Origin of the sequence: Amphritea atlantica, from assembly GCF_018860855.1 — a bacterium.
GTDB lineage: Bacteria > Pseudomonadota > Gammaproteobacteria > Pseudomonadales > Balneatricaceae > Amphritea > Amphritea atlantica_A.
The window spans coordinates 131,599-152,893 of sequence record NZ_JAHKQE010000019.1; the positions used below are offsets into that span (position 1 = coordinate 131,599).

14 protein-coding genes are annotated in these 21,295 nt (G+C 49.4%); 9 read left to right on the plus strand and 5 right to left on the minus strand.

The features are described from left to right. The first annotated feature begins 456 nt into the window (after nt 1-456). The 4 genes from KO512_RS07815 (at nt 457) to KO512_RS07830 (ending at nt 6,645) form a co-directional block, all read left to right on the plus strand. Entirely contained in the window at nt 457-2,133 is a 1,677-nt protein-coding gene (locus KO512_RS07815) for a transporter substrate-binding domain-containing protein (RefSeq protein ID WP_215951770.1), read from the plus strand. Beyond that, nucleotides 2,130-3,536, plus strand: coding sequence for a sigma-54-dependent transcriptional regulator (locus tag KO512_RS07820; RefSeq protein ID WP_215951771.1), 1,407 nt, complete (start codon nt 2,130-2,132; stop codon nt 3,534-3,536). The genes KO512_RS07815 and KO512_RS07820 overlap by 4 nt, the downstream gene beginning before the upstream one ends. A 328-nt stretch (nt 3,537-3,864) precedes the next feature. Continuing rightward, on the plus strand, nt 3,865-5,307 hold the full coding sequence (locus tag KO512_RS07825; RefSeq protein WP_215951772.1) for an aspartate ammonia-lyase: 1,443 nt from the start codon (nt 3,865-3,867) through the stop codon (nt 5,305-5,307). 60 nt (nt 5,308-5,367) lie between these two features. Further along, entirely contained in the window at nt 5,368-6,645 is a 1,278-nt protein-coding gene (locus KO512_RS07830; protein ID WP_215951773.1) for a dicarboxylate/amino acid:cation symporter, read from the plus strand. A gap of 282 nt (nt 6,646-6,927) precedes the next feature. Here KO512_RS07830 and KO512_RS07835 read toward each other — a convergent pair whose 3' ends face one another. Next, entirely contained in the window at nt 6,928-7,680 is a 753-nt protein-coding gene (locus tag KO512_RS07835; RefSeq protein WP_252734905.1) for a sulfite exporter TauE/SafE family protein, read from the minus strand. A gap of 122 nt (nt 7,681-7,802) precedes the next feature. Here KO512_RS07835 and KO512_RS07840 point away from each other — a divergent pair, with 122 nt between their 5' ends. After that, the gene (locus KO512_RS07840; RefSeq protein ID WP_215951775.1) at nt 7,803-8,483 is read left to right on the plus strand and encodes a pirin family protein; all 681 of its coding nucleotides are present in this window, start codon (nt 7,803-7,805) and stop codon (nt 8,481-8,483) included. A 773-nt stretch (nt 8,484-9,256) separates the two neighbouring features. Here the strand turns inward: KO512_RS07840 and hrpB are convergent. The 3 genes from hrpB to KO512_RS07855 all read right to left on the minus strand — a co-directional run bounded on the left by hrpB (nt 9,257) and on the right by KO512_RS07855 (nt 13,366). After that, entirely contained in the window at nt 9,257-11,779 is a 2,523-nt protein-coding gene (gene hrpB / locus KO512_RS07845; protein ID WP_215951776.1) for an ATP-dependent helicase HrpB, read from the minus strand. Between the two features lie 113 nt (nt 11,780-11,892). Continuing rightward, nucleotides 11,893-12,858: a hypothetical protein gene (locus KO512_RS07850; RefSeq protein WP_215951777.1), complete on the minus strand. Its 966-nt coding sequence runs from the start codon at nt 12,856-12,858 to the stop codon at nt 11,893-11,895. A 94-nt stretch (nt 12,859-12,952) separates the two neighbouring features. Then, a complete protein-coding gene (locus KO512_RS07855; protein WP_215951778.1) occupies nt 12,953-13,366 on the minus strand; it encodes a phnA protein in 414 nt (137 codons plus the stop codon). A gap of 525 nt (nt 13,367-13,891) precedes the next feature. Between KO512_RS07855 and KO512_RS07860 the strand changes: the two genes are divergently transcribed. The 4 genes from KO512_RS07860 (at nt 13,892) to KO512_RS07875 (ending at nt 20,765) form a co-directional block, all read left to right on the plus strand. Then, a complete protein-coding gene (locus tag KO512_RS07860) occupies nt 13,892-15,421 on the plus strand; it encodes an alanine/glycine:cation symporter family protein (protein WP_215951779.1) in 1,530 nt (509 codons plus the stop codon). A gap of 206 nt (nt 15,422-15,627) precedes the next feature. Further along, nucleotides 15,628-16,398, plus strand: a complete 771-nt coding sequence (locus tag KO512_RS07865) for a substrate-binding periplasmic protein (RefSeq protein WP_215951780.1) — start codon at nt 15,628-15,630, stop codon at nt 16,396-16,398. A 106-nt stretch (nt 16,399-16,504) separates the two neighbouring features. Further along, complete coding sequence (locus KO512_RS07870) at nt 16,505-19,612, plus strand: AraC family transcriptional regulator (RefSeq protein ID WP_215951781.1); 3,108 nt, start codon at nt 16,505-16,507, stop codon at nt 19,610-19,612. 103 nt (nt 19,613-19,715) lie between these two features. Then, the gene (locus KO512_RS07875) at nt 19,716-20,765 is read left to right on the plus strand and encodes an ATP-binding response regulator (RefSeq protein ID WP_215951782.1); all 1,050 of its coding nucleotides are present in this window, start codon (nt 19,716-19,718) and stop codon (nt 20,763-20,765) included. A 245-nt stretch (nt 20,766-21,010) separates the two neighbouring features. On the opposite strand, the gene KO512_RS07880 is transcribed toward KO512_RS07875, so the two are convergent. Further along, nucleotides 21,011-21,238 carry a hypothetical protein gene (locus KO512_RS07880; RefSeq protein ID WP_215951783.1) on the minus strand — a complete coding sequence of 76 codons (228 nt, stop codon included), beginning with the start codon at nt 21,236-21,238 and terminating at the stop codon, nt 21,011-21,013. Nucleotides 21,239-21,295: the final 57 nt, after the last annotated feature.

A 21,295-nucleotide genomic window follows, 5' to 3' on the forward strand; every position in this document is an offset into this window, starting at 1 on the left:
CTTCAGTTCTAACATCTCGTGCCGTCCCTGCTAGCACAGTGAAACAGTCGTTGTGCTTAGGTATTATTTAATGCCTTAAGTTCTCTTATGTCGAGTGCTTCTCGCTATTGAGTAGCAAGCAATGCATCAACTATTGACCTTGATCCTATATTTCCCCCAAGCATGACGTTTTTGCTTTGCTTCCACTGCTATTTGAGCATTGCTCGCCTCAATCCCCAACCCATCCACGATAAAGGCTTAGCCACGGCGGCTATCCAGAGATCCTAGATAAAGGTTATCCTTGTGGTGTTTTAACGGTGGCACTCAAACCTATTAGCTAGCACCGTTTTATTTATTAACCCAAGAAGCAAAGCGCTATTTATGACCCTAGACCATATCACTGCCCTGCTCTGTTCACTTTTCATATGGGTCGGCCTAAAGAGCGCCACAAAGAGAACACTCAGGACAAGCCTAAACATGAGCCAAAAAATCGGGCTAGCGAGCACGTTGTTGGTGAGCATAACCGCTCAATCCACCCCCGCGACGCTAGATACGGTGATTCGTGTTGGCGGTGATTATAACTATCCGCCTTATGAGTTTATCAACGAAGATGGCGAACCTGATGGCTACAACACCGAACTCACTCGAGCGATTGCTGAAGTGATGGGCATTAATATTAAAATCACCCTAGGCGACTGGGACAACATGCGTAAACAGTTCGAAAAGGGTGAGATCGATACTATGCAGGGGATGATCTATTCAGAAAACAGAGCAAAGATATATAGTTTTTCGCCTCCCCACGCGATTGTTCATCAATCTATTTTTGCCCGTAAAGGCACGCCTAAAGTTGCCCAACTATCAGAGCTTCGAGGCCACGAGGTAATTGTTCAGCGCGGCGGCATCATGCATGATTATCTGCAACAAAATAATGTGGGGGCCAAATTAATCTTAGTCGACACTCACACCGCGGCCCTGCGTTTACTCGCCTCAGGTCAACACGATTATGCTTTGGTTGCCAACCTGCCAGGCCTTTATTTAGGTCAAGAACTAGAGCTGTCTAATATTGTGCCCGTTGGTAAACCATTCGGCGCGCAACATTATGGCTATTCGGTCATTAAAAATAACGAAGACCTTCTCTCTCAGTTCAGTGAAGGATTGGCCATTCTGAAAAATACAGGGCGCCAACAAGCTATTTATGATCGCTGGCTTGGCCCTTTAGAAAACGCGGGACTACCGTGGAAAAAAATTGGTCAGGGCGCCGCACTTATTTCAGCACTGTTATTACTCGTATTGGGCGGTATCGTTATCTGGAACCGCATGCTAACTCGGCAAGTCAGTCGTCGCACCAAAGAACTAAAGCTACAGCAACAACAGCTATTGCAGGCAGATAAAATGACTTCACTAGGCATACTGGTTTCCGGTGTTGCTCATGAAATCAATAATCCTAGTAGCCTACTGTTACTTAATCTACCGGTATTAAAAGAGGCGTTTCAGGATGCTGAAGAAATTCTCGAAAGTTATTATAAAGCTCACGGCGACTTCATCATGGGCGGGCTGAACTACAGCCGTATGCGCGATGAAATTACGCCGATGCTAGATGATATGCTGACCGGCACCAACCGTATTCGACGAATCGTGGATGATCTACGGGACTTTGCCCGTCAAGGCCCAGCCGACCTGAGCGAAACAGTGGATCTCAATGAAGTACTCGCGACCGCCATTCGTCTAGTGGATAACACCATTCGCAGCTCTACCGATCATTTTGGCGTGACCTATGGCACACAACTGCCGCCGTTTAAAGGTAATGCTCAACGTATCGAGCAAGTGATTATCAACCTAATTGTCAATGCCTGTCAGGCGTTAGACTCACCCGATCAAAGCATTACAATCAACACCTATTACCGTGCAAAAGATTACACGCTCTGCTTGGCGATTCAGGATCAAGGTTGCGGCATCGAAGCCGACAATATAACTCGTCTAAGTGATCCCTTTTTCACTACTAAACGCGAACAGGGCGGCACGGGTCTCGGACTATCGGTTTCGGCGAGCATCGTACAAGAACACGGCGGAAATCTGGTTTACAACTCAACCCCACATGAGGGAACCCTTGTCACTCTGTTCCTACTCGCAACGCCAGGAGACGTTGACCTATGAATAACAATCGTTACCCCAGCTTTGGTGTATTACTGGTTGATGACGAAGCCTCTTTTTTACGCAGCCTCAGCATCGCCCTCGAACGACTCGGCGGCATCAACAATATCTATCGCTGTGATGATAGCCGGCAGGTTATGGAGATGATTGCCTGCGAACCGATCGGATTGGTGCTACTGGATCTAACCATGCCCCACCTCTCTGGGGAGACATTGTTACAACAGATCGTTGAAGAACATCCTGAAGTGGGCGTCATTATTATTAGTGGCCTGAATCAATTAGAAACCGCGGTGAAGTGTATTCGTCTCGGTGCCTTTGATTACTTCGTTAAAACCACTGAAGAGGGCCGACTGATTGAAGGGGTACGTCGAGCAATCCAGTTACAGGAGATGCGCCAAGAAAGTCAGGCAATGCGACAACGGTTCCTCACCGATACCTTGGAACGCCCCGAAGTATTTGCCGACATTATCACTCAAGACAAAGGGATGCGGTCGGTGTTTCAGTATCTCGAATCTATTTCAACCAGCAGTCAGCCTGTTCTGATTACGGGCGAAAGCGGTGTCGGCAAGGAACAGATCGCCCGAGCCATTCATACCCTGAGTAACGGTAATGGGCCGCTCATCAGTGTCAATATCGCCGGACTGGACGATAACGTCTTTGCCGATACTCTTTTTGGTCATCAACGGGGGGCCTTTACCGGTGCCGATACCACGCGGGCGGGCATGATTGAACAGGCCGCCGGTGGCACTCTATTTCTCGACGAGATCGGCGATCTAAGCTTACCCTCACAAGTTAAACTGCTGCGTCTATTACAAGAGGGGGAATACTATCCTCTGGGAAGTGACCGGCCGAAAAGAATACGTGCTAGAGTGATTGTTGCCACCCATCAAGATCTAGACGCTAAACAACAGTCTGGGGGATTTCGTAAAGATCTCTATTACCGCTTACGCATCCATCAGGTGACAATTCCACCGCTACGTCAGCGCAAAGGTGATATAGCCCTACTGCTAGAATATTTCCTCACCGAAGCAGCCGAAGAGCTCAACAAAAACAAACCCACTATCCCCAAAGAACTCCCCGTGTTACTGGCTAACTATGAATTTCCAGGCAATATCCGTGAACTAAGAGCCTTAGCCTACGACGCTATGAGCCAACACCGCTCCCGCATGCTGTCGATGGACGTGTTTCGCCGCGTGCTAAGCCAAGAGATTCCAACTCAGCCCGACACCAACTCCAGTAACCCGTTGTTTAACCCAGACCAACCTCTACCGACCTTACAGGAAGTCGGTGAGCTACTGGTCGAGGCCGCGATGGAACGTGCTCAAGGTAACCAATCATTGGCCTCACGACTACTAGGCATATCCCAACCAGCCCTCAGCAAACGGTTAAAAAAACAACAACTTTAACCTGACCAGCGAAACGCCCCCTCTCACAACCGTTACCCTACCGAAACTGTCTAGATAGATAGGCAGTTTCGACCGCCAAACCCCTATAACCAACACTCCACCTATAACCAAACAAAAACACAATAAGACATTGATTTATAATAACTTATAATCTTTATCAACACACCGCCATTCCTTTAGTTATACCCCTTTTAGCCATACAGCCGCATGTAAAAGCATAAAATATTTCTACAAAAACAATGTGTTACACAAAAAACGCACTATTGGCATCTTAGCTGCTAAGTAATACAGATCACAGGTCATAATAAAAATTCACGAGGGTAACAACATGGCTGAAACCATACAGCTACAGCAACAAGAAAACGGACGTCGCGAGAAAGACTTGCTAGGTGAAGCACTCGTACCATCTGATACCTATTATGGAATCCAAACTCAACGAGCACAGAAAAACTTCGACCTTAGCGGCGTTCACATTAGCCACTTTCCGCAACTCGTAGAAGCACTCGCGCTCGTCAAACTAGCCTGTGCCAAGGCCAATAATTCGCTGGGGTTACTCGATGATATAAAGACCTCAGCCATCGAAAAGGCGGTCAAAAAAATTCTTGCCGGTGAATATCATGACCAGTTTGTGGTCGATATGATTCAGGGCGGTGCCGGTACCTCCACCAATATGAATGCCAACGAAGTCATCGCCAATATCGCGCTCGAGCAGATGGGCCATGCCAAGGGCGAATACCGCTACCTGCACCCGAACAATGACGTCAATATGTCCCAATCGACCAATGATGCCTACCCTACAGCAGTACGGCTGTCGATTTTGCTAAAACACGGTGTATTGGTGAAAGCACTGGCTTCATTACGGGATGCCTTTGCGGCAAAAGGTGATGAGTTCGCCGATGTGATTAAGATGGGTCGCACTCAGTTGCAAGACGCAGTGCCAATGACGCTAGGCCAAGAGTTTAAATCCTTCGCCAGTACCTTGAGTGAAGATATAGACCGTATTGCCGGACTGTCTGAATTACTCAAAGAGATCAACCTCGGCGGCACCGCCATCGGCACCGGTATTAATACCGATCCTGAATACGCCAAACTGGCGGTCAACTATCTATCTGAAATCAGCGGTTTCGAATTCAAACGTGCATCCGACCTAGTAGAAGCCAGCTCCGATATGGGCGCCTTTGTTCTGTTTTCCGGCATGCTTAAACGTTTGGCAGTGAAACTCTCAAAAATATCCAACGATCTGCGCCTGCTGAGTATGGGACCACGTTGTGGCCTGTCAGAAATTAACCTGCCCGCACAACAGCCCGGTAGCTCCATCATGCCCGGCAAAATAAACCCAGTTATTCCCGAAGCGATGAATCAGGTGGCCTACCAGGTTATCGGTAATGACTTGGCTGTCACCATGGGGGCAGAAGCCGGTCAACTGCAACTCAACGCAATGGAACCGCTGATCACCTATAACATTCTCGAATCCATCCGCATGTTGACGCAGGCGATGGATATGCTGAAAAACCGCTGTGTGCGAGGCATCACCGCCAACCGGGATCGTTGCCAAGAACTAGTTGACCAAAGTATTGGCATCATCACCGCAGTCGTTCCCTACATCGGTTATGAAAACTCCACTCGTATAGCCAAAGCCGCCCTTGAAAGCGGTCGAGGGGTACTTGAACTCATCAGAGAGGAAGAACTGATGAGTGAAGACGCATTACAGAACATTCTCAAACCGAGCAACATGATTAACCCACAACGTCGAACCACTAAATTTAGCTAACGACACAAGCCTAAAGCGCGTATTGCGCCGATCAAATAACTATATAAAGAGATAAGACTTATGCCTAAAACTAAAACGAATGATAGCCGCGCAGGATTCTGGAGCGGCCTAGCCCTGTGGAAAAAGATTCTCGTTGGTATGGTACTCGGGGTTGCCGCTGGCGCAATCATGGGACCCGATGCCGAGATGCTTAAACCGATCGGCACCCTGTTTATTAACGCCATTAAAATGTTGATCGTACCACTGGTATTCTGTTCTCTGGTGGTCGGAGTGACCTCCATGCAAGACACCCGAAAAATGGGCCGTATCGGTCTTAAATCGGTAGTGCTTTACCTGTGTACCACCGCCGCCGCGATCACTATCGGTCTGGGGCTCGCCACCATTTTCACGCCCGGCGAAGGGCTGAATATGACGATTACCGATACCACTGTCGTTGCAAAAGAAGCGCCAACACTGGTACAAACCCTGCTCAACATGATCCCCAAAAACCCAGTCAGCGCCTTAGCGGCAGGCAACATACTGCAAATCATCGTGTTTGCACTGGGACTAGGTATCGCATTGACCCTCAGCGGCGAAAAAGCTGAACCTGCCATCAAGCTGTTTGAAAGCCTTGCAGAAGCCATGTACAAACTAACTGAAATGGTCATGAAGCTAGCACCTTACGGTGTATTTGGCCTAATGGCTTGGGTATCAGGTAAATACGGCATGGATATTCTCTTGCCGCTGATCAAGGTAATTACCGTCGTCTATATCGGTTGCCTGATACATGTATTGGTATTCTATAGCGGTTTAATCAGCATACTTGGCCGCCTCAACCCCATGCCTTACTTAAGAGGCCTGCTAAATCCAGCGGCGGTTGCGTTTACCACTACCAGCAGCTCGGGCACTCTGCCTGCTACCATTAAAGCATCCCAGGAAGAGATGGGGGTATCTAAAAGTATCTCTAGTTTCGTTCTGCCTTTAGGCGCAACCATCAATATGGATGGCACCGCTCTCTATCAAGGTGTTTGCGCGCTCTTTATTGCTCAAGCCTTTGGAATTGATCTGGCGTTTTCTGATTATGTGTTAATCATCATGACCTCGACGCTAGCCTCTATCGGCACCGCCGGTGTTCCAGGTGCAGGCTTAATCATGCTATCACTGGTATTAACCACCGTTGGTTTGCCAATCGAAGGACTTGCCATTGTCGCCGGTATCGACCGCATTTTGGATATGGCACGCACCAGCGTGAATGTCTGTGGTGACCTGATGGTTTCGATTCTCGTCGGCAAAAGCGAAAATGAGTTAGACGAATCGATCTACAACAAATCAACAGAGGTGGATACAGTCCGTATCTAAACCAGCTTAGCAAGCGCAATAAAATCCGGTCGACCTAATACCGACCGGATTTTTTGTTTTATCGCTTATCACGCCCACGGGGTGCATTAAAATCATATTCAGCCCCTAACGGCCCCGCGTCGGATTAATCATGGTATGACTATAGCAATAGTGCTGGTTAATCTGCTCGATATTAGTCGTCTCTGCCACTTGCACCTGATACAACTCGCGCATATAACCACAAACTGCCGTAGCTGCTTGAGATTGCATTTAAAGGGCTTATCAAAGAACATATCAAAAAACCTACCAAAACCCATCAGCGATCAATTTCACACCGATAATCAGCAACATCCATAAAATAATTCGGTAAAACAGCTGATCATCCAGCTTCTTATGGACGACTAATCCCAACCGCGTACCGATCCAAGCAATGGGTGCCAATACGAGTCCCACCAACAGGTTATCCGTATTGATCTGCCCCAAGGCTCCATAAGCAAACAGTTTGACGAAATTGACGATCGCGAGAAAAACCACCGCGGTGCCTAAAAACTGCTCTCGGGGCAACTTCATTGGCAGCAGATAGAAGTTCATCGGTGGCCCTCCGGCGTGAGCGATAAAGCTGGTAAATCCCGCGAGGGTGCTGGCAATATAGCCGACCACCGGCGAATTACTACGACCTAGCCGTGAACCTTTCAGTAAGCCCCAGAGAGCAAAACCGATCGATAAAACACCCAGTAACATCCGTAAAATATCATCGTTCAAGTAATCGAATAGCCAATAACCGACCAAAATGCCCACGATTGCCCCAGGCACCATAATCTTCAGTAGATCAACCCGTTTACTGTGCCACCAGGCTCGCACACTGAAAAAGTCCATTAGAATTAGCAACGGCAACATGATAGCCGCAGCCTGCACCGGCCCGATATACAGCGACATCAATGGCACACTGATCACCCCAACACCTCCAGCGAAGCCGGATTTGGAGATCCCAGTGATTAATACCCCCAGCCCGGCTAACAACCAAAAAGCGACACTAAAAGATAACAGTTGATCCATATGATTCCCCATAAAAACAGCATCTTATCCTGATCGTTAACAAGAGAAAACTCATCACCGTATTTACAGTCCGACGCTGACAGGGTAAAACTAACGGGAACTGTTTCGACTTGCGAACCCACATGATCAGAATAAAACGCGCTTCAGACCGGGGATATGCCCATTTCGGCTGGCTTGAATCTCGACATGTTTTCTCTTTTGGTAGTTATTTCGATCCGGACTGGATGGGCATATCCGAGCTGCGGGTCGCCAATGAAGACCTTCTTCATCCCGGCGCGGCCATCGACCCGAGCACCCATGTCGATATGGAAGTGATTTCGGTTATTTTAGACGGTAAAAACCTACACACCGATTCCCTAGGCACCCGCAAGTTACTCGAAAGCCGCAGTCTACAACTGCTCAGCACCGGCACGGGAACTGAATTCATAGAGCAGAATGCTTCCCTCGAAACTACCCTTAAAATGCTGCAGTTCTGGATCGTACCGAAAAAAACCGGTCAAACACCGCGCTATCAATGGCGCAAACTGCTTAGCCGCGAAGGGGTACAACTGATTGTCTCAACCGATGGTCGGGATGACTCGTTACAAATAGGCCAGCAAGCCGAGATGTATCAATTTCGTTTACAGCACAAAAGTTACGGTTTACCCACCTCCGAACATGGGTTTCTTTACCTGTTTCGCGGCCAGCTAGAAGTGAATGGCAGCATACTGGAAGCCGGTGATGCGATGCTGTTTGATGATGAACCGATGATATCACTAAGGGGTATCAGCAGAGCCGAAGGTTTTTACTTCACCCTCCCCTAGTATTCTCGATATATCGAACACGACCCAGATACTTCGCCGAAGACCACTGATGGGATCTCTTCAACACAGCGCGTGTCGCTATTTTCTCCATATCAAAACAGCCAACGCTCTCGCTACTTTAAGCAGCACTTCAAGCAACACGTCAATAAAATGGCTAAATCACCGGTTAGCGCGTACTTGATGCACTATCAATAGGCACTATCAAGAGGGTAACAGCGATTAAATGGTGATCGTCTCATAACTGAATAAAATTCAAACAATAACCGAAGCTGGACACGGCAAATTGCCTTGTCATAAAAAATTTACTGAATTTATTTTGCATTGCACAAAAAATTCGCTATATTGTAATTGCACTTTGCTTTTTGAGCCACATATTTGGCTTGATTCGACCCGGCGCCCGCCGGGTCTTTTTTTTCCGCATCGCAACAAACCATTCGAATCCATAGCCAAAAAACGATTTCAATCTCATTTATTAGCAATCATTCCGGTCTAACATTAAAACTAATCCCCATTCCTTTACGATCTCACCCAAAAGAATAATGATCCTCGACAAGACTCTAAAGCAAAGATAATTCATGTCTACGAAAGATGATTGATTCAACGTTGAGAGAAAGCCCCGCGCTGGCGGGGCGACATGAAACATGCGAACACTTGTTGCCTTTCTCATGGTGACCTCAACGGATTGAGGTTCAAATGCTCTACCTATGTGAGCACTTTTACATTAGTAGAAAGTAAGCGGATCTATCTTGAAAATTATTAAAGGCATCGACAGATTATTTGCGAATTTTTCGTTTTATACCGTCACTAGGACGGCTCTCTTGAGGATTATCCGGCCATTGATGCTTCGGATAGCGCCCTTTCATATCTTTTTGTACATCACGATAACTATTCGCCCAAAAACTCGCTAGATCCTGAGTCACGGCTAATGGGCGACGAGCCGGGGACAGCAGGTGTATTTTTAACGCCACCCCATAACCGATTACCGGCGTATCCGTTGCGCCAAACATCTCCTGTAACTTCACCGCCAACACCGGCGGGTTGTCACTGTAATCAATCGCCGCCGTATGACCCGACGGCAGTGCTAATCGTGCCGGTGCCAATTTTTCCAGTTCATTGGGCAGCGGCCAAGGCAGTAATCCCTGTAAAATCGCAGCCAAATCTAAGCGAGAGAAATGATTCAAATGATTAACGGGATCAAGATAGGGGGCCAACCATTGCTCTAAGCCAGCCAGTAACGCTTGATCCGACAGATCAGGCCAGGGGCCACCTGCGGGTTGTGCTTGGTAGAGGAAATTAACCCGCTGCCGCCAACGGTCTATCCCATCATTCCAAGGCAGCAACGCTAATCCCTGTTTGCGAACCTGCTCGATCAGAACCTGATTTTTCTCCGCCAAGGGGATGGTTTGTAATACTTCCCGCCGCACCACTAACACGCCAATACGGCACTGTAATTCACAACACATACGGTTCTGCTGACGATCCCACTCAACCACCGTCTGCTGCTGTACCAATCCCGCTAAGGCGGTCTCGAACAGCGCTTCCGATAGCGGGCTAGCGAGAAAAACACGGTCGGCGCTCTGCCCCTGCATACCGCCACAGTTAGCCACCGCCAGCCAACGATGCTTGGCCAACGGATCAACCTCCCCTAGTCGCACGGCCCGACCACCACTTAACTGATAGTCACGACCGGATGGTCGACGTGCGGCAATACGATCCGGATAAGCCTGAGCGATCAAGACTCCGACCAGTGCCGATACTGGTAGTCCAGACGAGGATTGAGTCAGCCCCTTTAAATGCTGACGACAGAGCCGGTAAAACTGCTGACTGAGCTGCCGAGTCCGCTGCAACGCCCCTTTTAGCCGCACATCGCAGTGACTCTCGCCCTTCAACCAACTCAGGCGGCGAGCGAAATCTGCATCGCCATTAAGAGGATCACGTTCACTCAGCAGCGCCGCCACATCACAGGCTAGCTGAGCAGCATCGGCTTCCCAACCCACCAGCAAAAGATGAGCAAGCCGAGGATGCAGTGGCAGTTGTGCCATGAGTTCGCCGGCGGGGGTCAATTGAAATCCATTATCGGTTGCCGTTAATGCTCGCAAACGCACCAAGAGATCCCGCGCCTGACTCAACGCCGCATCGGGTGGTGGGTTGAGCCAGCGAAGTTCAGCCGGATCATCCACGCCCCAACGGGCTAATTGCAACGCCAGTGCCGTCAGGTCGGTAGACATAATTTCAGGGGTGGCATGGGGCGCTAACTGCTCTTGCTGGGTCTGGGACCAAAGCCGATAGCAACAACCGGGCTGCATCCGCCCTGCCCGGCCTGCACGCTGAATACTCGCGGCCCGTGACACGCGACAGGTATGAAGCCGAGTCATGCCGCTAGCGGGATCTAGACGGGCTTCACGGCTTAAACCGGCGTCGATAACAACCCTAATCCCCTCAATGGTTAAACTGGTTTCGGCGATATTAGTTGCCAAGACCACCTTACGCTGCCCTTCCGGTGCTGGTGCAATCGCCTGCTGCTGCGCCTGAATACTGAGATCCCCGTAGAGAGGCGCTAACACAACACTGTTAGCCAACTGCCCCGCTAGGGCACTCATTACCCGTCGAATCTCTCGCTGACCAGGCAAAAACACCAATAAACTGCCCGGCTCATCATCTAACGCCTGTAACACCGCCCGGGCAACCTGCTGCTCTAAACGCTGTTCACGACCGACAGCGCCCAGATAGTGAATTTCAACCGGATACATGCGCCCCTGACTACTGATCAAGGGAGCCGCAGGGAGTAATTGCTCAATCACTCGCTTATCCAGTGTCGCCGACATTAGTAATAATTTAAGCGGCTGATCATCGCGGAACAGTTCTCGCCCTTGCAAGGTGAGCGCCAAGCCAAAATCTGCATCCAGACTGCGCTCATGAAACTCATCGAAGATCACCAAACCATAACCCTCAAGGCTAGGATCATCTTGTAACATCCGGGTTAGGATACCTTCGGTGACCACCTCAATTCGGGTCTGCGGGCCAACCTTTGAATCCATTCGCACCCGATAGCCCACGGTTTTACCTACCGCTTCGCCCAACTGTTCAGCCATCCGTCCCGCTGCCATACGTGCAGCAAGTCGACGTGGTTCCAATAATAGAATTTTTTGCCCCACCAGCAGTGGATGACGCAACAGCTCTAACGGCACCAGCGTGGTTTTACCGGCCCCTGGCGGTGCTTCAAGCACCACATCATGATGATCGTTCAAGGCGTTATTCAGCTGATCCAGAACATCTGAAACGGGGAGATTGGTCATCGGTAGAGAGTTTCCGGTATTGACGATAAACAGAAGCGGGTATTCTAACAGCCAGACATAGAATTTCAGGCAAAAAAACGCCATCAAGAAGATGGCGTTATCACTAGACGGGATTAAGCGATGATAACAGTCGGCTCAACCGCAGCCTGATCACTGTCTATAGACTGTGCGCCCTCATGGCGAGCCCGACCTGCCTCATGCGCATCATGCTTATGTTCATGCTTGAGTTCATCCTGCTCGGTTTTCTGTTCTCGCTCACCCGAGGCTTGACGGTCGCCATGATGACCGTTATGAACTCGGTCACTCAATTGAGTCAGACTCTCTTTCATATTGCTCTGTTCAGCATCGCTGGCACTGGTAAATCGCAGGTCATGCTCTACCAGTGTCACCAAGAGCTTCATCGATACGCTCGAAGCGCTCTCGATATAGGTTTCACTACGGCTCACCAACCCTTGTAACTGCTCAACAAAGGGGATTAAACCATTTTCAGTAACGGCTGCCGATGGCTCACCCATCGACTGCACCGACCGATACTGCTCAACCGCGCGATACTCCATCGACTGCTGCATCGAGAGGTCCATCTGCGCCAACTGGGTTGCATCAAACGACAGATCACCGGCTTGCTGCATAGCGGTTTGTAGATCACCATTAAAAAAGTTAGCCGCCAACGATGACAGATCCTGCACCAGATTAGCAATGGCATCCAGTTCATCCACATCCAGCTCGCCGGCCACGCTAAAGCCAAACTCACTGCTTTGCGCTTTATCGATACTGTAGCGTTGCTCTTGCTGCCCCTGACTGCTGCGTTGGGCATAATCAGACTGGTAACGTGTTTCACTGTTAAAAGTGATTTCAACCTGATCACCATCTTGGGTGGTCAAACTGAGGGTAAAACTATCATCCCTACTAAAGCGTTCTGACAGGGAGTAGCTTTGTTGTGTCGCGGCGACGCCATTACCCGCCGCTTGCTCTAACAGTGTTTCAGCGGCGGAAAACGTCGAAGCACTGCTCTGCTGGGAGCCCGAAGAATGACTCAATCCAGGATTAATAACAAAAGGTAATGAACTGGGATTAAACATCACAGGGACCCATTTTATGATTCAATTAACCAGTTATCGCCCGCAAGACTGAAATCTATAATGAAAAATCATCAGACAACCGTTCAAACATGCATCACCGCCCTGAAAACAGATCGATCTGATCCGCCCAAGCCTGCTCCTCAGGTTGCATATACAGCTGTTCTAGCAGAGCCGCGGCCCAACTCTGTTGCTTTGCCAACTGCTGCAACAGCACCACCGAGATCACTTTGACAGGCATCAGCGTGCTCCACATCGACGTAGCGAGAAAGCGCCAATAGCTAGGGTCGATCGTTTTCGGTCGGTTTAGCTGGGCACTGCAGTGTTCACAAATCATAATGCAGTGATCGTAATCGGGATCCTCGGCCACCGGCGGCACTTCATAAATACCCAGTTTAACGCCGTGCGCCTCACAGAGTTCACATTTAGAGCCACAGCGGCGCACCAAGTCTTTGCCAAACTGCGACAAACTATGATGCCTTTCTTGATGTTTTGAATGACCTTTCGACATAACAACACCCTTTATAATCAACTCTCTATCTGGCGCTCACCATAGGCCTAATAGACCGAAAAGTTAAGTCTAATCAGCAGCATAAGATAACGCCCAACCAATGGCTCGATCCGCTCTCCCTGCTTTCAAATCGCCCGATAAGCAGTGCAATAGAACATTTGGCACAGAAGGAGGCAAACAAGGCACGGCAGGATATTCCCTCACTTAGACAAGCCCTCTAAAGTTTTAAGGATGCAGATAAGCGATGAGAACTCGGCGCGTCTTGTATCCCTTCATGGCGTTACGGCTAACCGGGGTGCACACCGAGTTGCGTCATCAGGCTATCTTCTAACCAGTATTCTGGTTATGTCTAATACGCCATAGAGAAAATGGACCTTTCTTTCGGCATTTTTAGCAAGCGATTCGAGCGCTACCGATCTTGCGCCTAACGCCGCTAAAAGCCATCCGCCTTAACCTGCGGATAAAAACAGCAAGACAATAATTCTAATTTCGTGCACTGCACACTGCTTTCGGAGATATTTACACATGCAAGCATTTGTCGACTTCACAAACGGCATTATCTGGAGTCCTGCTCTGATCTATCTGTGCCTTGGCGCAGGCCTTTTCTACTCAATCCTGACACGCTTTGTACAGGTGCGAATGTTCCGCGAAATGTGGGTACTACTGTTTTCAGGCAAAGCCTCTGAAAAAGGTATTTCATCTTTCCAAGCACTGGCCGTATCACTGTCAGGTCGTGTCGGTACCGGTAACATTGCCGGTGTTGCAGCAGCTATCGGTTTTGGTGGCCCAGGTGCGGTTTTCTGGATGTGGGTCGTTGCCTTCCTCGGCGCGGCAACCGCTTACACTGAATCAACGCTGGCTCAGATCTACAAAGAAGAGCACGAAGGCCAATACCGTGGTGGCCCCGCGTTCTACTTTGAAAAAGCGATGGGGCAAAAATGGTTTGCATGGATTTTTGCCATCGCCACCATCATGGCCTGTGGCGTATTCCTGCCGGGCGTTCAATCCAACAGTATCGGCAACGCCGTAGAAGCGACCTTTGGTTCAGGCCAAATGATCGAAACAGCGATGGGTACTCTGAGCTTTGCTAAAATCGTTACCGGCACCATTGTTGTGCTGATCCTAGGCTTCATCATCTTTGGTGGGGTTAAACGTATTGCCAGCTTCACTCAGATTGTTGTGCCATTTATGGCACTGGCTTACATCATCATTGCTGGCGTTATCGTTTTACTGAACATCGATATGCTGCCAGGTATTATCGGCATGATTTTCGAAGATGCCTTTACACCGATGGCCGGTATGGGTGCTGCGATTGGCTGGGGTGTTAAACGTGGTGTTTACTCCAACGAAGCGGGTCAGGGTACTGGACCCCATGCGGCCGCAGCGGCAGCGGTAGAACACCCTGCACAACAGGGCTTAGTACAAGCATTCTCCGTATATATCGATACTCTGTTTGTCTGTTCTGCAACCGCCTTTATGATCTTGATTACCGGTGCGTATAACGTACACGGTGTCGGTGATACCTTCTTAGTACAAAATCTGGGTGCTGATATCGCCGCCAACGGTCCACTGTACACACAAACTGCGATCGAAAGCGTATTGCCAGGTTTAGGTAATCCATTTATTGCCTTTGCTCTATTCTTCTTCTCTTTTACCACTATTTTGGCTTACTACTACATCGCCGAAACCAATATCGCCTATATCCAACGGACGATTAAAATCCCGGGGATGGTCGGTGCATTGAAACTCGTCATCATGGCAGCCACCTTCTACGGTGCGGTTAAAACAGCCAACCTTGCATGGGGGCTCGGTGACATTGGTGTTGGTCTGATGGCGTGGTTAAACATCGCCGGCATCTTGATCATCTTCTTTATGTCTAAGCCTGCGCTAAAAGCCTTGCATGACTATGAAGCGCAACATAAAGCAGGCGTGGAGCACTACACCTTTAACCCGCTGAAACTTGGTATTAAAAATGCCACTTTCTGGGAAAAACGTTACGATAAAAAAATGGCCGCTGCCAAAAAAGCGCCAAAGAAAAAGGCTGAAACGGTATAACCCAATCGATCTCTGATCTATAACCGATGTAACTAAAAGCCCGTGCTGGCAACAGCACGGGTTTTTGCTATTAGTAGAAAACAGAACACCGTTGATCCAACAAAGGCTGTTGCTAGTCGACCACTCGACTCCCTATAATCAGATCGAAAGACGCTACGCTCACTCAAGCCTAAGCGACCACTGGACTCTATTTAGGCATCCTTCCTGTGAACTACCCCGCCATTGTTGTAAAAATGCTCACCCGGGCGCTACTACTGATATTACTAATCCCCGCTGTAAGTCATGCCGCTTGCCAAACAACCTTCTCCGTTGCTTGGTTAGAATGGAAACCCTATCAGATGCTAAAAGACCAACAGGTGACCGGTATCGATATTGAACTACTGAAAGCGATCATGGATAACGCCGGTTGTGCCTATCACCTTAAAAACATTCCCTGGGAGCGCACTAAACGCTATATCCAATCCGGTGAGATTGACCTCGCCATTGGCGCATCAAAAACCGCTGACCGTCGCCCATGGGCCTACTTTTCTGAGCCTTATCGCTCGGAAACCATGGCTATTTTTGTCCGTAAGGATGAATACCCTATCTGGAACGCGGCCCAAAATTTCACACAACTAGCCCGCTTAAAGCCCCGCGCGGCGGTGATACATGGCGCATTTTATGGCGAAGCGTGGGAGCAAATAAAAGACGCGCTACTTGTCCATCAGCTCAGTAAATATGAGCAGTTATTCAAGATGCTGCATATCCAGCGTACCAATATTGTCCTCAATGACCTGTATAACGGCGAGGAACTGATCAAAGAGTTCGGCCTGCAAGGGCAGATCACGACCTTAGATTGGAACGCCAGTGTGGATAAGATCCACTTAATGTTCAGCAAAAAAACCGTTCCGCAGGACGATATTGATCTGATTAATCACTCTATTCGCCAACTACGGGCATCCGGCGAAATTAACGCCATTATTAGTCGCTATCATTGAGACCGCCCTAATCGGCACACAAGGACATACTTTAAAAACAGGCTATGTTAATCTTATCGCCTAACAGTATCGCCAAAATACGTCCAGCCATGCCAAACCTACGCGAATGTCCGTAACCACTGCCTCCGCTAAGCTTTTAGAACCCGTACTGCAGCTCATCCAACACTTCAGGCTGGATCAGGCGCAAATTCTCGACCTCGCCGCACTCACTTCTGCAGAATTAGCCAAGCCCGATGCCCGCTTTCCAACCTCAGCCTACGGCCAGATATTACAGACCCTCGCACAGGCAACCGATAATCCCCGTATCGCCCTGAATTTAGGCGAGGCGACCCAACCGCGAATGCTCGGCTCCATTGGCTTTCTCATGTCATCTGCTGAAACCTTGGGTAAAGCTTACCAAGCTCTAACCGATTACCTTCCGGTGCTGCTTGAGGGCGCACTGATTCAGATGGAACAAACCGTTGATGGCACCCTGCTCTCCCTCGAGCTGAATGACCCAGAACTGCCACCGGTTGAATATCTACTGGCTTGCATGATCAACTGGCCGCGCCGTTTAACCGGTCATCAGGTCCCGGTAAGACTGGTACAACTAGCTTTTCCTGAACCGGAAAATCCGCTGCCCTATCAACAGTTTTTTGCCGCAGAGGTACGTTTTGATGCCCCCCGCAACCAGCTCTTGTTTGCCAGTGATTACCTTTCCTTAGGCTGCCTAGACGCCAATCCCGAAATGCACCAGTTGCACCGAGAGTTTGCCGATTCGCTGCTGAGCAAATCAGTTCAACAGAGTGCTTTAACCGCGCAGACCCGCAACCTGATCCGCCGCCAACTAGCGGAGGGTCGAGGTTCTGTCCGGCGTGAACAGATCGCCGAGGCGGTCGGTCTCAGTTTACGCACGCTGCAACGAAAACTCGGTCAACTAGGCACAAACTTTCAGGATATTTATGATCAAACTCGCCGCGAAGTCTGCCTACAACTGATTCAGCAGGGCCGTTTAAGTTTTGGCGAGATCGCCTTTCAATTAGGCTTTTCCAATCAGTCCTCCTTTCAAAAAGCCTTTAAACGTTGGATGGGCGTCGCCCCTAGTCATTACCGGCAGCAGATTAAACCCTTGGCGATCATCGAAACCTCCTCACTAACAACCTCGGCTAATAACCAAACCGAATGGCTGGAGGAGAGTAACCGGTGGCGAAGTAAACGCATTGAAAAGCGTATCGACCAACTCAGCCGTTTTACGCTGGAACTGCTAGAATGGGCGGCGCTGCTCGGCGAACAATTTAATCTCACCGAGCTAGAGCAGATGACCCAGCATCCGGTCGCTCGACTGGCGATCCACCTCTGGCCAGCGGAACAACTCGGCTTAATTGATCTAGGTTCCGCTAGCACCGCCGATCATCCAAACACAGACAACGCTCTAGAATCTCCCGATGGACAGCGCCCCTGTCGCTTTAGCCACCCAGAGATTCGTAGTGCTATCTATCAGCGGCTCAATGAAGTAGAAAAATGCCAGTTGCACCACCAGTGCGGCACTACCCTTTTGGCGCGCATCCCCACCGACTTTACCCTAGAGCAGATCACGCCGGCGTTACTACACCTCAACCGGGCATACCAGCAGACGAATCCCAAGCAGAAAAAACAGCTGCGCCGACTCAATATCCGCGCCGCCACTCTCGCCCAGCATGAACAGCAGTTTGGCAGCGCTAGCCGTTACCTGTCTAACGCCTATCGCCTATTACGTGGAGATCAATACCAGAAGAAACATCAATTACTCCTACAACGAACTCAGTTGCACCTACTGGCCGGCGAGGTCAATCTTGCGGACCAATGCCTGCAACAGCTGCCTAATGATAAAGTTCAACCGGTGGAGCGAATCAAATCAGCCTTAATGACCGCCGAGATCTACCTGCACCGTGATCAGTATTCAGCGGCGTTAATCCATCTGCAGGAAAGCCTCAAACAACTGACGGCCCCCCTACCCGACAACGAAAATGAACAGCTGTTACTGCTATTATCGCAACACCAAGCGATCAGCGAACTGATGGATGAGCGGCTCATACCGCCACTAACACCACTAACGGATGAAACAGATCAACTGCAGCTACAGTTGTTAGAAAAAATCAGCCTCATCGCCCGTCGACGGGGACAACCTCTGTTAGCCGCCTGCGCCATTGGCCAGATGACCACACTGAGCTTGCAACAGGGTCGCAGCCAGCTGACGGCATTTGCCTTTGTCAGTTATGCTTGGGTGGCTAGTTGGTTCTGCGCTGATATTCGGCTGGCGCAGATTTTCTCAGTACAGGGGATGCAACTGGCCAATGAGTTTGGTGGTTTAATCGCCACAGCAACCCCGTTACCTAACACCGAGCCCCACACCGATATCGCCACCCATGCGGCCCTCATACAATCTAGCCAGGTACAGCACTGGTTCACCCCCCTTAGCCATACTAAGAAGCCGCTGCAACAGATTGATTCATTAGCAAAACAACATGGGCATTGGTTAATTCAAAGCGAATGCCGCCTGCTACAACACCAGCTATCGATTTTAACCACGAACTCATTGAGTGAGCAGCTAACTCTCTGTCGTCAACATTATCAACAGATGATGACACAACAGCAGCCCCATCAAGCCGCCCGCTTACAGACATCATCATTGCTGTTGATAGAGCAACTCACTGGCCAAAAATCACCGCCGCAAACGCTCGCGTATCAGCACGGGTGGCAAGCCGTCAGCTCAATTATGGCCGCCTTCCTGCTCAATCAGCAGCACCTATGGCCTGATTTATACGCCTGGGAAGCACGGTTAGAAAATGATCTACCCGGTTATTTTTGTGTCAGTGAAGCTCTATTTTGCACCGCCATGATGCGACTGATACTGGCTCAGCAACAACAAGCGCTGCTGCCTCGCCGACGGATTGAAGTGGAGCAGATTGAGTCTCGCTTTGATCTCTGGGCCACGCACTGTCCCGAGAATTTCGATACTCAACGCTTATTACTGCAAGCCGAAAAAGCCCGTTTGCTAGATCAAGACCCTTATTCATTATTTGAGCAGGCGATTGCCTGTGCAGAACAGCACGGCGTCAATTATCATTCAGCTCTGTGCTATGAGCGCTACGGGGAGTTCTTACAGGCGCAACAGCAGGATCGGCTGGCACAGTTCTGTCGCGAAAAAAGCCGCGATATTTATGCTCAATGGGGTGCTCAGGCAAAAACGGGATAAACTTAACCACCTGTTTGGCTATCGCTGGCCGCTTTTTCTAGCACATTACTCGCTTTTACTGGCAAAATAGCCGTTCAAGCAAAGCACTAATATGTAGTAATTTATGACTCCATGGAAAGTATTGGTCGTTGACGACGAAGAAGGCATTCACGGTATTACCCGAATGATTTTCCGCGGGTATGAGTTTGAGCAACGGCCTATCGAGTTAATCAGCGCCAAGAGTGGTTACGAAGCTCGCACACAATTAGCCGCACACCCGGATATTGCCCTAGCACTACTCGATGTTGTGATGGAGAACGACGATGAAGGGTTGCAGTTGGTTGAATATATTCGCAACCAGCTCAATAATCAGGATATTCGAGTCATTCTACGGACCGGTCACCCCGGTTATGCACCCGAATCACAGGTCATCGTCAATTATGATATCAACGATTATTTGAGCAAAGCGGAACTGTCGGCGTCCCGCCTGTTGACCTCCGTGGTTGTGGCGTTAAGATCATTTCGCGATATCAAGAATGCCCGCACTCAAGCCACCCAAGACAGCCTTTCTAGCGCCCCCGATGAACAGCGCCTTGCAACTATTTCACAGCAGTTGAATCAACAGATCCGGCCACTGCTCAAACAGAGCCAACGATTACAGCAGATGGATCTCAACCCAGTGGCAAATGATTTAGCCGTGGGCCTGCACGCCCATCATCAACGGCTGGATAATAGCATCACCATGCTGAATCCCAGCGTGTCAGTCACTCAGACCGATACGGTAGCCTTAGCACCGTTGATGGATGAGATACTGCATACTTTTTTACCCCAGAGTCGCCGAGATGGCTGGCTATTAGATTACAAACTCGATACCGCGCTAGCCGCTGAGATTCATTGTGATCCTATCCTTATACGGCAGATACTCATTAGCGCGATTGAGCTGGCGATTCTGCAAGCTAACGGTGCCGACCTGAAACTCAGCTTGCAACCGGCAGCGCAGCAAGGACAACTGCTCATCAGCGTTAGCTTGAACGATGGCCAACCCGTGTTTCCATCGACCCACTGGTCACAATGTTTGCAAAATCACCTGCAACACTTGTGTCGACAACTGCAAGGACGCTTAAGCAAGCCAGATGAGCGCGGTACCATTAACTGCCAAGTACCGTTGCTGTAGTGTGTAAAAATTGAGTAGGCTGAAGGTTTAATACGCAAAAGATTTAGTACGACGAAGATTTAGTACGACGAAGGCGTCAGATGACATTCTCAACCGCATCGCAAACGCTAATCGACAGCCTTAAATGACCGATCTTAGATGGCGGAAGACAGGGCCTTAAAATTGACCCCGCCCTCCTGGTGCTCCGTACCGATTAACGCTCAGGAAATCGAGGTTAATCGGAAAACATATCAGTAAACGACAGCCTAGTTATCGGACAACATATACACCGTTGCTTCTTGGCGCTGGGTATCGATCCAACGCTCAACATCATCCCGTGTGCGGCCAAAGAAAACCACCCGAGACATCGGTTTGAGTGTGCCGTTACCATTAATTTCATGACGATAAACCCACCAGCTATCCGCGGCCATCTGTTTGATATTAAGTGCGTATTGCAGCGTATTGATCGCTAGAAGCCCGTTAGTCTTTTTCATAATTCTGCACGTTTATTATTAATATTATTCGCTTGTTACCAAGCTCGCGGGGATTAA

Bases quoted from the DNA above. Each gene is read 5' to 3' on its own strand.
- KO512_RS07815 (WP_215951770.1), top strand. From the start codon at position 457: ATGAGCCAAAAAATCGGGCTAGCGAGCACGTTGTTGGTGAGCATAACC.
- hrpB (WP_215951776.1), bottom strand. From the start codon at position 11,779: ATGACCAATCTCCCCGTTTCAGATGTTCTGGATCAGCTGAATAACGCC.
- KO512_RS07875 (WP_215951782.1), top strand. From the start codon at position 19,716: ATGACTCCATGGAAAGTATTGGTCGTTGACGACGAAGAAGGCATTCAC.
- KO512_RS07855 (WP_215951778.1), bottom strand. From the start codon at position 13,366: ATGTCGAAAGGTCATTCAAAACATCAAGAAAGGCATCATAGTTTGTCG.
- KO512_RS07830 (WP_215951773.1), top strand. From the start codon at position 5,368: ATGCCTAAAACTAAAACGAATGATAGCCGCGCAGGATTCTGGAGCGGC.
- KO512_RS07840 (WP_215951775.1), top strand. From the start codon at position 7,803: ATGATCAGAATAAAACGCGCTTCAGACCGGGGATATGCCCATTTCGGC.
- KO512_RS07825 (WP_215951772.1), top strand. From the start codon at position 3,865: ATGGCTGAAACCATACAGCTACAGCAACAAGAAAACGGACGTCGCGAG.
- KO512_RS07860 (WP_215951779.1), top strand. From the start codon at position 13,892: ATGCAAGCATTTGTCGACTTCACAAACGGCATTATCTGGAGTCCTGCT.
- KO512_RS07820 (WP_215951771.1), top strand. From the start codon at position 2,130: ATGAATAACAATCGTTACCCCAGCTTTGGTGTATTACTGGTTGATGAC.
- KO512_RS07835 (WP_252734905.1), bottom strand. From the start codon at position 7,680: ATGGATCAACTGTTATCTTTTAGTGTCGCTTTTTGGTTGTTAGCCGGG.
- KO512_RS07850 (WP_215951777.1), bottom strand. From the start codon at position 12,858: ATGTTTAATCCCAGTTCATTACCTTTTGTTATTAATCCTGGATTGAGT.
- KO512_RS07870 (WP_215951781.1), top strand. From the start codon at position 16,505: ATGTCCGTAACCACTGCCTCCGCTAAGCTTTTAGAACCCGTACTGCAG.
- KO512_RS07880 (WP_215951783.1), bottom strand. From the start codon at position 21,238: ATGAAAAAGACTAACGGGCTTCTAGCGATCAATACGCTGCAATACGCA.